General features: G+C 51.3%; 4 protein-coding genes. All 4 read right to left on the reverse strand.

Annotation, left to right across the window (positions count from 1 at the left end):
- Positions 1-62 precede the first annotated feature (62 nt).
- The 4 genes from ACO6UX_RS23600 to ACO6UX_RS23615 all read right to left on the reverse strand — a co-directional run bounded on the left by ACO6UX_RS23600 (position 63) and on the right by ACO6UX_RS23615 (position 13,772).
- Entirely contained in the window at positions 63-3,287 is a 3,225-nt protein-coding gene (locus ACO6UX_RS23600) for a DUF1601 domain-containing protein (RefSeq protein WP_422450745.1), read from the reverse strand.
- Between the two features lie 151 nt (positions 3,288-3,438).
- Positions 3,439-6,456 (reverse strand): DUF1601 domain-containing protein, encoded by a 3,018-nt coding sequence (locus ACO6UX_RS23605; RefSeq protein WP_422450747.1) that lies wholly within the window; start codon positions 6,454-6,456, stop codon positions 3,439-3,441.
- Between the two features lie 106 nt (positions 6,457-6,562).
- Positions 6,563-9,982 carry a DUF1601 domain-containing protein gene (locus ACO6UX_RS23610; RefSeq protein ID WP_422450748.1) on the reverse strand — a complete coding sequence of 1,140 codons (3,420 nt, stop codon included), beginning with the start codon at positions 9,980-9,982 and terminating at the stop codon, positions 6,563-6,565.
- A 106-nt stretch (positions 9,983-10,088) separates the two neighbouring features.
- Positions 10,089-13,772, reverse strand: coding sequence for a DUF1601 domain-containing protein (locus ACO6UX_RS23615; protein WP_422450750.1), 3,684 nt, complete (start codon positions 13,770-13,772; stop codon positions 10,089-10,091).
- Positions 13,773-13,851: the final 79 nt, after the last annotated feature.

Consider the following 13,851-nt stretch of genomic DNA (forward strand, 5'->3'; position numbering starts at 1 on the left):
GGAGAAACTCATCTGCTCCTGATGCCAACCATCCATTATCTTCAAATCATCCGGGGCGAAATTCAGGGGCAACAGGTCTTCAGCTGGTAGAACTTTACTTGAATGTGAAAACGGTTCCTGGGTGGAAGGGAGGGGGGGGGGTACTGGCTGTTTTTTCTCTTCCTCCTGGCTGGTTTGCCGGTTTGTTCTTCTAACTGTTTTTCGGCGGTCAGGTAACCGTGATCTGAGGGTTGCCTGCCTTTATCAGCAGTAACGTATGCCGCATCTGCCCACGTTCTTTTAAGTGATACAGAGCCATGCCCCTGTGGCGGGATGCCTGTCCTGGACTTTATTTGATCAATGTATGGTTTCATTGAATCCTGAGTCAAGAGCCTGTTAACCGGAATTTCAATGACCTCAAATCCTGCTTTTTGCAACAGTGCGATTTTCAGCAGCGTCGAACCATTCCTGGTGTTGAAATCACCACCCACGTAATGAGAGGGCCCCTGAACTTCAATCACCATGTTGTGATCTGGCAGCAGCAGGTCAACCGGAGGCAATGAGTTCAGACTCTTTTCTTCTTCAATCTGCAAAGAGGGAAAGCATGATTGGAGTTGATCGCGAAAGTCGCCCTGGGTTTTTGAAATGTTTGTCGGGTAATGGGGGACGACTGGACACGCTCTCCCAAGCCAACTTGCGGCCATGGCAATGATGCGTTGATCCTCTTCATTGTCTGAGGATGTATTTTCCAGACGAGTAAACAGGTCATCCATGTGCTTTTCAAGCCAGTTATTGTTATTGGAGTCCAGAGACAATCTGGCACAGCAAACCATGACTCCCCAGAGAGACATCAATAGGTCTTGCTGTAAGAGCTGAGGGTGTTCACTGATTCGGTAAACAAGCGATTCGAACATAGAGGTCACCAGGTTCAGCTCAACGAACTCACCCAGTTTCGCTGTGGCCCACAGCAGATTGGCGATTTCCTGTGGTTTAAAGTTAGCTTTCTCCGTGTTGACGCGTGGCAACAGCGCGGCCATGGCCTCGTTAAACTCTGGTGTTCGCTCCTGCCCGTTGTCTACCAGTTTCGCGATGGCCCACAGCAGGTTGGCGATATGCTGAGGAATAAATTGGTCTTTCTTTGCGTTCACGAAGGGCAACAGCACGGCCACGGCACCTTTAAGCCCTGGTGTTCGCGCCTGCCCCTTGTCCACCAGTTTCGCCATGGCCCACAGCAGGTTGGTGATATGCTGAGGAATAAATTGGTCTTTATTTGCATTAACATAGGGCAACAGCGCCGTCACTGCCGCTTTGAGCTCTGGCGTCAGCACCTGCCCGTTGTCCACCAGTTTCGCCATGGCCCACATCAGGTTGGCGATATGCTGAGGAATAAATTGGTCTTTCTGTGCGTTCACGTGGGATAAAAGCGCGGCCACGGTCTCTTTTAGCCCTTGTGTTCGCTCTTGCCCCTTGTCTACCAGTTTTGCCATGGCCCACAGCAGGTTGGCGATACCCTGAGGTGTAAAGTTTGCTTTCTGTGCGCTCACGTGGGGCAACAGCGCAGCCACCGCCTCGTTGAGCTCCGGTGTTCGCTTTTGCCTGTTGTCCACCAGTTTCGCCATGGCCCACAGCAGGCTGGCGATTCCCGGGGCATTAAATTGGTCTTTATGTGCGTTTACGTGGGGCAACAGCGCGGCTACGGCCTTGTTGAGCCCTGGTGTCTGCTCTTGCCCGTTGTCCACCAGTTTCGCCATGGCCCACAGCAGGTTGGCGATATGCTGAGGAATAAATTGGTCTTTCTGTGCGCTCAAGTGGGGCAACAGTGCGGCCACGGCCTCGTTGAACTCTGGTGTTCGCTTTTGCCCGTTGTCCACCAGTTTCGCCATGGCCCACAGCAGGTTGGCGATACCCTGTGGTTTAAAGTTTGCTTTCTGTGTGCTCACGTGGGGCAACAGCGCAGCCACTGCCTCGTTGAACTCTGTTGTTCGCTTTTGCCCGTTGTCCACCAGTTTCGCCATGGCCCACAGCAGGTTGGCGATACCCTGTGGTGTAAAGTTAGCTTTCTGTGCGTTCACGTGGGGCAACAGTGCGGCCACGGCCTCTTTGAGCACTGGTGTTTGCTCCTGCCCGTTGTCCACCAGTTTCGCCATGGCCCACAGCAGGTTGGCGATTTCCTGTGGTTTAAAGTGAGCTTTCTGTGCGTTCACGTGGGGCAACAGCGCGGCCACGGCCTCTTTGAGTTCTGGTGTCTGCTGCCCGCTGTCGACCAGTTTTGCCATGGCCCACAGCAGGTTGGCGATTTCCTGGGGTTTAAAGTTAGCTTTCTGTGCGTTCACGTGGGGCAACAGCGCGGCCACGGCCTCGTTGAGCCCTGGTGTCTGCTCCTGCCCGTTGTCCACCAGTTTCGCCATGGCCCACAGCAGGTTGACGATTTCCTGTGGGTTAAAGTTCGCTTTTTGTGCGTTCACGTCGGGCAATAGTCTGGCCACGGCCTCATTGAGCCCTGGTGTCCGATCCTGCCCGCTGTCCACCAGTTTTGCCATGGCCCACAGCAGGTTGGCGATACCCTGAGAATTAAACAGGTCTTTCTGTGTGTTCACGTGGAACAACAGCGCGGCCACGGCCTCGTTGAGCTCTTGTGTTCGCTTCTGCCCGTTGTCCGCCAGTTTCGCCATGGCCCATAGCAGGTTGGCGATTCCCTGGGCATCAATGCCCCTGGCTTGAGGTTTTTGGTTGAGGATAAATATTATTGCATCCAATAGCGTTGACAATAAGTTAGCTTGAGTAAGCTTTACGCGTTCATCCATGGGGTTATGAGGGGTAAAAACACCCGCTGAAGTCAATGAATGAAGTGTTGTCGTCAGGCTTCGCCAATTCCAGCTCCGTGTTGCTGTGAAATTTTGCAGCAAGCGCAGCAGCTGGCTTTGTTCCGCTCGATTTAACGGTCTTTTAACAGCTGACGTGTATTTTTTAATTGAACTGGCATATTGACCGTGATCTCTCCCATCATAGCGATCACCGAAACGATAAGATTTACTCAGCAGGCCAGCCATTATTTCCTGTCTGGTGAGGGTATTGAAATCTTGAGCAGGGTTTACTGAACGGTACTGTAGATGTTGAGAAGAGCGTGTGAAAGAAGAATGGTAAAATTCATTACGCCCTGGGGCAGTGCGGGAGGGGGTATCCCATTGTCTGACTGTGGCATATCTATATCGTCCACGTCTTGAAGAAGCGGCATGGCCACCCGGTCGGTTATAATAATTATCTGATCTTGCGTATTGACCACTGATACCAGCAGAGCTTCTATCCATAACTATATTTCATTAATTCATGAGAATATAAAAAGCAGACTGCTGTTCTGTTCAGAAGTTCATTTGGGGCGAAATTCAGTGACAACAGGCCTTCAACGTTGGTAGAACTTTCCTGGAATGTGAAAACGGTTCCTGGGTCGAAGGGAGAGGATTACTGGCTGGTTGTTTTCTTCCTCTTTCCTGGTCTGCCGGTTTGCTCTTTTGAATGTTCTTCGGCGGTTAAGTAACCATGATCTGAGGGTTGCCTGCCTTTATCAGCAGTAACGTATGCCTCATCTGCCCACCTTCTTTTAACTGATACAGAGCCATGACGTTGTGACGAGATGTCTACCCTGGCCTTTATTTGATCAATACATCGTTTCATTGAATTCCGGTTCCAAAGCATGTTAATTGGGATTTCAATGACCTCAAATCCTGCTTTTTGCAACAGTGCGATTTTCAGCAGCGTCGAACCATTCCTGGTTTTGAAATCACCACCCACGTAATGAGAGGGACCCTGAACTTCAATCACCATGTTGTGATCTGGCAGTAGCAGGTCAACCGGAGGCAATGAGTTCAGACTCTTTTCTTCTTCAATCTGCAAAGAGGGAAAGCTTGATTGGAGTTGATCGCGAAAGTCGGATTGACGTTTTGACATGGTAGTCTGGTAATGGGGGACGACCGGGCACGCTCTCCCAAGCCAGCTTGCGGCCATAGCAGTGATGGATTGATCTTCTTCATTGTCTGGGGAGGTGTTTTCCAGACGAGTAAACAGGTCATCCATGTGTTTTTCAAGCCAGTTATTGTTATTGGAGTCTAGAGACAACCTGGCACAGCAAACCATTACTCCCCAGAGAGACATCAATATGTTTTGCTGTGAGAGCTGAGGGGTTTCACTGATTCGGTAAACAAGCGATTCGAACATAGAGGTAACCATGTTCAGCTCAACGAACTCACCCAGTTTCGCCGTGGCCCACAGCAGATTGGCGATTTCCTGTGGTTTAAAGTTAGCTTTCTGTGTGTTCACGTGGCGCAACAGCGCGGCCACGGCCTCGTTAAACTCTGGTGTCCGCTCCTGCCCGCTATCCACCAGTTTCGCCATGGCCCACAGCAGGTTGGCGATAGCCTGTGGTGTAAAGTTATCTTTCTGTGCGTTCACGTGTGGCAACAGCGTGGCCAGGGCCTCTTTAAGCTCTGGTGTCCTATCCTGCCCGTTGTCCAGTAGTTTCGCCATGGCCCACAGCAGGCTGGCGATTTCCTGTGGTTTAAAGTTAGCTTTCTCTGGGTTCACTTGTGGCAACAGCACGGCCACGGCCTCTTTAAGCTGCAGTGTCCGCTCCTGCCCGTTGTCCACCAGTTTCGCCGTGGCCCATAGCAGGTTGGCGATTTCCTGTGGTTTAAAGTTAGCTTTCTGTGTATTCACGTGGGGCAACAGTGCGGCCACGGCCTCTTTGAGCGCTGGTGTCCGCTTCTGCCCGCTGTCAACCAGTTTCGCCATGGCCCAAAGCAGGATGGTGATACCCTGGGCATTAAATTGGTCTTTCTGTTCGTTCACGTGGGGCAACAACGCGGCCACGGCCTCTTTGATCTCTGATGTCCGCTCCTGCCCGTTGTCCACCAGTTTCGCCATGGCCCACAGCAGGTTGGCGAAATGCTGAGGAATAAATTGGTCTTTCTGTGCATTCACGCAGGGCAGCAGCGCGGCCACGGCCTCGTTGAGCCCTGGTGTCCGCTGCTGGCCGTTGTCCACCAATTTCGCCATGGCCCACAGCAGGTTGGTAATACCCTGTGCATCAAATCGGTCTTTATGTGCGTTTACCCGAGACAACAGCGCGGGCACGGCCTCGTTGAACTCTGGTGTTCGCTCCTGCCCATTGTCCACCAGTTTCGCCATGGCCCACAGCAGGTTGGCGATTTCCTGTGGTTTAAAGTGAGCTTTCTGTGCGTTCACGCAGGGCAACAGCGCAACCACACCCTCGTTGAGCTCTGGCGTCTGCTCCTGCCCGTTATCCACCAGTTTTGCCATGGCCCACAGCAGGTTGGTGACACCCTGGGCATTAAATTGTTCTTTCTGTGCGTTCACGTGGGGCAACAGCGCGACCACGGCCTCGTTGAACTCTGGTGTCTGCTCCTGCCCGTTGTCCACCAGTTTCGCCATGGCCCACATCAGGTTGGCGATTTCCTGTGGTTTAAAGTGACCTTTCTGTGCGTTCACGTAGGGCAATAGCCTGGCCACGGCCTCATTGAGCCCTGGTGTCCGCTCCTGCCCGTTGTCCACCAGTTTCGCCATGGCCCACATCAGGTTGGCGATTTCCTGTGGTTTAAAGTGACCTTTCTGTGCGTTCACGTAGGGCAATAGCCTGGCCACGGCCTCATTGAGCCCTGGTGTCCGCTCCTGCCCGTTGTCCACCAGTTTCGCCATGGCCCACAGCAGGTTGGCAATATGTTGAGGAATAAATTGGTCCTTCTGTGTGTTCACGTGGGGCAACAGTGCGGCCACAGCCTCGTTGAGCACTGGTTTTCGCTCCTGCCCGCTGTCTACCAGTTTCGCCATGGCCCACAGCAGATTGGCGACACCCTGGGCACCAATATAGCTGGCTTCAGCTTTTTGGTTGCACTTGAATACTATTGCATCCAGCAGTGTCGACAACAGGACAGCTTGTGTACGCTTAATACGCTGATCCATAGGTTTATGGAGGGTAAAAACACCTGCTGAAGTGAATGAGTGCAGTGTTGTCGTCAGGCTTAGCCAATTCCAGCTTCGCGTTGCTGTGAAATTTTGCAGCAATCGCATCAGCTGGCTTTGTTCCGCTCGATTTAATGGTCTTTTAGACGCTGACGTGTATTTTTTAATTGAACTGGCATATAGACCGTGATCTCTCCCATCATAGCGATGACCGAAACGATAAGCTTTACTCACCAGGCTATCCATTATTTCCTGTTTGATGAGAGCATTAAAATCTTGGGCATTGCTTATTGAATGGCACAGTAGATATTGAGAAGAGTGTGTAGCAGAAGAATGGTAAATTTCATTACGCCCCGGGACCGTGCGGGATGGGTTATCCCATTGTCTGACTGTGGCATATCTATATCGTCCACGCCGTGAAGAAGCGGCCTGGTTATCCGGTTGGTTGTCATCATTGCCTGATCTTGCGTATTGACCACTGATACCAGCAGAGCTTCTATCCATAACTATATTTCATTAATTCATGAGAATATAAAAAGCAGACTGCTGTTCTGTTCAGAAGTTCATTTTGCTGGAATGTGAAAACGGTTCCTGGGTCGAAGGGCAGGGATTACTGGCTTTTTGTTTTCTTCCTGTATCCTGGTTTGCCGGTTTGCTCTTCTGAATGTTCTTCGGTGGTTAAGTAACCGTGATCTGAGGGTTGCCCGCCTTTATCAGCAGTAACGTATGCCTCATATGTCCACTCACTTTCAAGTGATACAGAACCATGCTCCTGTGGCGAGATGCCTATCCTGGTCTTTATTTGATCAATGTATGGTTTCATTAAATCCTCATTCCATAACCTGTTAACCGGAATTTCAATGACCTCAAATCCTGCTTTTTGCAACAGTGCGATTTTCAGCAGAGTCGAACCCTTCCTGGTTTTGAAATCACCACCCACGTAATGAAACGGTCCCTGAACTTCAATCACCAGGTTGTGATCTGGCAGGAGCAGGTCAACCGGAGGCAGTGAGTTCAGACTCTTTTCTTCTTCAATCTGCAAAGAGGGAAAGCATGATTGGAGTTGATCGCGGAAGTCGGATTGAGGTCTTGACCTGATAGTCTGGTAATGGGGGACGAACGGGCATGCTCTCCCAAGCCAACTGGCGGCCATGGCAATGATGCGTTGATCCTCTTCATTGTGCAGGAATGTATTTTCCAGACGGGTAAACAGGTCATCCATGTGCCTTTCAAGCCAGTTATTTTTGTTGGCATCAGAGACCAGAGACAATCTGGCACAGCATACCATTAACCCCCAGAGAGACATAAATATGTCTTGCTGAGAGAGCTGAGGATTTTCACTGATTCGGTAGACAAGCGCTTCGAACGTAGAGATAACCACGTTCAGTTCAAGGAGTTCACCCAGTTTCGCCATGGCCCACAGCAGGTTGGCGATTCCCTGTGGTTTAAAGTTAGCTTTCGCTGCGTTCACGTGAGGCAACAGCACAGCCACGGCCTCGTTAAACTCTGGTGTCCGCTCCTGCCCGCTATCCGCCAGTTTCGCAGTGGCCCACAGCAGATTGGCGATTTCCTGTGGTTTAAAGTTAGCTTTCTGTGTGTTCACGTTGCGCAATAGCGTGGCAACGGCCTTGTTAAACTCTGGTGTCCGCTCTTGCCCGCTATCCACCAGTTTCGCCATGGCCCACAGCAGGCTGGCGATTTCTTGTGGTTTAAAGCTATCTTTCTGTACGTTCACGAAGGCCAACAGCCTGGTTACGGCCTTTTTGAGCTGTGGTGTTCGCTCCAGCCCCTTATCAACCAGTTTCGCCATGGCCCAAAGCAGGTTGGCGATTTCCTGTAGTGTAAAGTTACCTTTCTGTGCGTTCACGTGGGGCAACAGCGTGGCCAAGGCCTCTTTGAGCTGTGGTGTCCGCTCCAGACCCTTATAAACCAGTTTCGCCATGGCCCATAGCAGGTTTGTGATTCCCTGGGCATTAAATTGGTCTTTATGTGCGTTTACGTGGGGCAACAGCGCGGCCACGGCCTTGTTGAGCCCTGGTGTCTGCTCGTGCCCGTTGTCCACCAGTTTCGTTATGGCCCACAGCAGGTTGGCGATATGCTGAGGAATAAATTGGTCTTTATGTGCGTTCACTTGGGATAAAAGCGCGGTCACAGTCTCTTTGAGCCCTGGTGTTTGCTCCTGCCCGTTGTCTACCAGTTTTGCCATGGCCCACAGCAGGTTGGTGATACCCTGTGGTGTAAAGTTTGCTTTCTGTGCGCTCACGTGGGGCAACAGCGCAGCCACAGCCTCTTTGAGCCCTGGTGTCAACTCATGCCTGTTATCCACCAGTTTCGCCATGGCCCATAACAGGTTGGCGATTTCCAAGGCATTAAATTGTTCTTTCTGTGCGTTTACGTGGGGTAACAGCGCGGCCACGGCTTTGTTGAGCCCTGGTGTCTGCTCTTGCTCGTTGTCCACCAGTTTCGCCATGGCCCACAGTAGGTTGGCGATATGCTGAGGATTAAATTGGTTTTTTTTTGCGTTCACGTGGGGCAACAGCGCAGCCACCGCCTCGTGGAACTCTGGTGTTCGCTTTTGCCCGTTGTCCACCAGTTTCGCCATGGCCCACAGCAGGTTGGCGATACCCTGTGGTTTAAAGTTTGCTTTCTGTGTGCTCACGTGGGGCAACAGCGCAGCCACTGCCTCGTTGAACTCTGTTGTTCGCTTTTGCCCGTTGTCCACCAGTTTCGCCATGGCCCACAGCAGGGTGGCGATACCCTGTGCTGTAAAGTTAGCTTTCTGTGCGCTCACGTGGGGCAACAGTGCGGCCTCGGCCCCGTTGAGCACCGGTGTTTGCTCCTGCCCGTTGTCCACCAGTTTCGCCATGGCCCACAGCAGGTTGGCGATTTCCTGTGGTTTAAAGTGAGCTTTCTGTGCGTTCACGTGGGGCAACAGCGTGGCTACGGCCTCTTTGAGTTCTGGTGTCTGTTCCTGCCCGTTGTCCACCAGTTTTGCCATGGCCCACAGCAGGTTGGCGATATGCTGAGGAATAAATTGGTTCTTTTTTGCGTTCACGTGGGGCAACAGTGCGGCCACAGCCTCTTTGAGTCCTGGAGTCAATTCATGCCTGTTATCCACCAGTTTCGCCATGGCCCACAGCAGGTTGGTAATGCCCTGGGTGTTAAATTGGTCTTTCTGTGCTTTAACGTGAGGCAATAGCCTGGCCACGGCCTCATTGAGCCCTGGTGTTCGCTCCTGCCCGTTGTCCACCAGTTTCGCCATGGCCCATAGCAGGTTGGCAATATGCTGAGGAATAAATTGGTCTTTCTGTGCGTTCACGTGGGGCAATAGTGCGGCCACAGCCGTGTTGAGCCCTGGTGTTCGCTCCTGCCCGCTGTCTACCAGTTTCGCCATAGCCCACAGCATGTTGGCGATTTCCTGGGCACCAACATAGCTGGCTTCATGTTTTTGGTTGCACTTGAATATTATTGCATCAAGCAGTGTTGACAATAAGGCAACTTGAGTATGCTTAACACGCTCATCTATGGGGCTATGGGTAGTAAAAACACCTGCTGAAGTAAATGAGTGGAGTGTCGTCGTCAGGCTTCGCCAATTCCAGGTCCGCGTTGCTGTGAAATTTTGCAGCAAACGCATCAGCTGGCTTTGTTCCGCTCGATTTAACGGTCGTTTAGCAGCTGACGTGTATTTTTTAATTAAGCTGGCATATTGACCGTGATGTCTCCCATCATAGCGATCACCGAAACGATAAGATTTACTCAGCAGGCCATCCATTATTTCCTGTTTGGTGAGGCTATTGAAATCTTGAGCAGGGTTTACTGAACGGTACTGTAGATGTTGAGAAGAGCGTGTGAAAGAAGAATGGTAAAATTCATTACGCCCCGGGGCAGTGCGGGAGGGGGTATCCCATTGTCTGACTGTGGTATATTTATATCGTCCACGCCTTGAAGAAGCGGTTTGGTCATCCGTTTTTTTGTCATCATTGCCTGATCTTGCGTATTGACCACTGATACCAGCAGAGCATCTATCCATAACTATATTTCATTAATTCATGGAAATATAAAAAGCAGACTGCGGTTCTGTTCAGAAGTTCATTTTGCAGTAATGTGGAAACGGTTCCTGGGTCGAAGGGAGAGGATTACTGGCTGTTTGTTTTCTTCCTCTTGGCTGGTTTACCGTTTTGTTCTTCATGATGTTCTTCGGCGGTTGAGTAACCATGATTTGAGGGTTGCCTGCCTTTATCAGCAGTAATGTATACCGCATCTGCCCAACTTCTTTTAAGTGGTACAGAGCCATGCCCCTGTGGCGGGATCCCTGTCCTGATTTTTATTTGATCAATGTATGGTTTCATTAAATCCTGATGGCAAAGCCTGTTAACCGGAATTTCAATGACCTCAAAACCTGCTTTTTGTAACAGTGCGATTTTCAGTAGAGTCGAACCATTCCTGGTGTTGAAATCACCACCCACGTAATGAGACGGTCCCTGAACTTCAATCACTATGTTGTGATCTGGCAGGAGCAGGTCAACCGGAGGTAATGAATTCAGACTCTTTTCTTCTTCAATCCGCAAAGAGGGAAAGCATGATTGGAGTTGATCGCGAAAGTCGACCTGGGTTTTTGAAATATTTGTCTGGTAATGGGGGACGACTGGACACGTTCTGCCAAGCCAAATGGCGGCCAGGGCAAGGATGGATTGATCATCTTCATTGTTCGGGAATGTATTTTCCAGGCGAGTAAACAGGTCATCCATGTTCTTTTCAAGCACGTTAATGTTATTGGTATTGGAGAACAGAGACAATCTGGCACAGCATACCATGACTCCCCAGAGAGACATCGATATGTCTTGCTGAGAGAGCTGAGGGTTGTCACTGATTCGGTAGACAAGCGATTCGAGCGTGGATGTAACCACGTTCAGGTCAACGAGTTCACCCAGTTTCGCCATAGCCCACAGCAGGTTGGCGATGCCTTGGGCATTAAATTGGTCTGTTTGTGCGTTCACGTGTGGCAACAGCGCGGCCACGGCCTCATTGAGTTCTGGTGTCTGCTCCTTCCCGCTGTCCACCAGTTTTGCCATGGCCCAGAGCAGATTGACGATTTCCTGTGGTTTAAAGTTAGCTTTCTGTGGGTTCACGTGGGGCAGCAGCCCGACCAGGGCCTCATTGAACTCCGTTGTCCGCTCCTGCCCGTTGTCCACCAGTTTCGCCATGGCCCACAGCAGGTTGGCAATACCCTGTGGTGTAAAGTTAGCTTTTTGTGCGTTCACGTGGGGTAACAGTGCGGCCACGGCCTCATTGAACTCTGTTGTCCTCTCATCGCCGTTGTCCACCATTTTCGCCATGGCCCACAGCAGGTTGGTGATACCCTGAGGTTTAAAGTTGGTTTTCTGTGCGTTTACGAGGAGCAACAGTGCGGCCACGGCCTCTTTTAGTTCTGGTGTCTGCTCCTGCCCGTTGTCCACCAGTTTCGCTATGGCCCACAGCAGGTTGGCAATTTCCTGAGGTTTAAAGTTGGTTTTCTGTGCGTTCACGAGGAGCAACAGTGCGGCCACGGCCTCTTTGAGTTCTGGTGTCTGCTCCTGCCCGTTGCCCACCAGTTTCGCCATGGCCCACAGCAGGCTGGCGATTTCCTGTGGTTTAAAGTTGGTTTTTTGTGCGTTCACGAGGAGCAACAGTGCGGCAACGGTCTGTTTGAACCCTGGTGTCAATTCATGCCTGTTATCCACCAGTTTCGCCATGGCCCACAGCAGGTTGGCGATATGCTGAGGGATAAGTTGATCTTTCTTAGCATCCAGGTAGGGCAACAGCGCGGCCACGACCTCGTTGAGCCCTGGTGACCGCTCAAGCTCGCTGTCCATCAGTTTCGCCATGGCCCACAGCAGGTTGGTAATATCCTGGGCATTGAATTGGTCTTTCTGCGCCTTCACGTGGGGCAACAACACGGCTACGGCCGCTTTAAGTTCTGGTGTCCGCTCCTCCCCTTTGTCCACCAGTTTCGCCATGGCCCACAGCAGGTTGGCGATTTCCTGTGGTGTAAAGTTAGCTTTCTGTGCGTTCACGTGGGGCAACAGCACGACCACGGCCTCGTTGAGCCCTGGTGTCTGCACCAGCCCTTTGTCAACCAGTTTCGCCATGGCCCATAGCAGGTTGGCGATATGCTGAGGAATAAATAGGTTTTTCTGTGCGTTCACGTGGGGCAACAGCCCGGCTACGGCCTCTTTGAGTTCTGGTGTCTGCTCCTGCCCGTTGTCCACCAGTTTTGCCATGGCCCACAGCAGGTTGGCGATTTCCTGTGCTTTAAAGTTAGCTATCTGTGCATTTACGTGGGGCAACAGCGTGGTCACGGCCTCTTTGAGCTCTGGAGTCTGCTCCTGCCTGTTGTCCATCAGTTTCGCCATGGCCCACAGCAGATTGGCGATACCTTGTGGTTTAAAGTTAGCTTTCTGTGCGTTCACGTAGGGCAACAGCACGGCCTCGGCCTCGTTGAGTTCTGGTGTTTGCTCCTGGCCGTTGTCTACCAGTTTCGCCATGGCCCACAGCAGGTTGGCGATTTCCTGTGGTTTAAAGTTAGCTTTCTGTACGTTCACGTGGGGCAACAACGCAACCAGAGCCTCTTTGAGCCCTGGTGTTTGCTCCTGCCCGTTGTCCACCAGTTTCGCCATGGCCCACAGCAGGTTGGCGATTTCCTGTGGTTTAAAGTTATCTTTCTGTACGTTCACGTGGGGCAACAGCGCGACCACGGCCTCATTGAACTCTGTTGTCCGCTCCTGCCCGTTGTCCACCAGTTTCGCCATGGCCCACAGCAGGTTGGCGATACCCTGTGGTCTGAAGTTAGCTTTTTGTGCGTTCAATTGGTTCAACAGCGCGGCCAAGGCCTCTTTGAGTGCTGGTATTTGCTCCTGCCCGTTGTCCACCAGTTTTGCCATGGCCCACAGCAGGTTGGCGATACCCTGTGGGTTAAAGTTAGCTTTCTGTGTGTTAACGTGGGGCAGCAGCGCGGCCACGGCCTGTTTGAGTTCTGGTGTCTGCTCCTGGCCGTTGTCCACCAGTTTCGCCATGGCCCACAGCAGGTTGGCGATACCCTGTGGGTTAAAGTTAGCTTTCTGTGTGTTAACGTGGGGCAGCAGCGCGGCCACGGCCTCGTTGAGCTCTGGCCTCCGCTTCTGCCTGTTGTCCGCCAGTTTAGCCATGGCCCATAGCAGGTTGGCGATTCCCCGTGCATCAATGTCCCTGGCTTGAGGTTTTTGGTTGCAGTTAAATATTATCGCATCAAGTAGCGTTGACAATAAGTTAGCTTGAGTAAGCTTTACACGCTCATCCATGGGGTTATGAGGGGTAAAAACACCTGCTGAAGTCAATGAATGAAGTGTTGTCGTCAGGCTTAGCCAATTCCAGCTCCGTGTTGCTGTGAAATTTTGCAGCAAACGCATCAGCTGGCTTTGTTCAGCTCGATTTAACGGTCTTTTAGCAGTTGACGTGTATTTTTTAATTGAACTGGCATATTGACCGTGAAGTCTCCCATCATAGCGATCACCGAAACGATAAGATTTACTCACCAGATCATCCATTATTTCCTGTTTGGTGAGAGCATTAAAATCTTGAGCAGGGTTTACTGAACGGTACTGTAGATGTTGAGAAGAGGGTGTGAAAGGAGAATGGTAAAATTCATTACGCCCCGGGGCAGTGCGGGAGGGGTTATCCCATTGTCTGACTGTGGCATATCTATACCGTCCACGCCTTGAAGAAGCGGCTTGGTTACCCGGTTGGTTGTAATCATTATCTGATCTTGTGTATTGACCACTGATACCAGCAGAGTTTCTATCCATAACTATATTTCATTAATTCATGAGAATATAAAAAGCAGACTGCTGTTCTGTTCAGAAGTTCATTTTGCTGGAATGTTGA

Origin of the sequence: Endozoicomonas sp. ALB091, assembly GCF_049310265.1 — a bacterium.
GTDB lineage: Bacteria > Pseudomonadota > Gammaproteobacteria > Pseudomonadales > Endozoicomonadaceae > Endozoicomonas.

Coding starts and splice junctions, on each gene's coding strand:
- ACO6UX_RS23610 (WP_422450748.1), bottom strand. CDS start 9,982: ATGGATAGATGCTCTGCTGGTATCAGTGGTCAATACGCAAGATCAGGC.
- ACO6UX_RS23615 (WP_422450750.1), bottom strand. CDS start 13,772: ATGGATAGAAACTCTGCTGGTATCAGTGGTCAATACACAAGATCAGAT.
- ACO6UX_RS23605 (WP_422450747.1), bottom strand. CDS start 6,456: ATGGATAGAAGCTCTGCTGGTATCAGTGGTCAATACGCAAGATCAGGC.
- ACO6UX_RS23600 (WP_422450745.1), bottom strand. CDS start 3,287: ATGGATAGAAGCTCTGCTGGTATCAGTGGTCAATACGCAAGATCAGAT.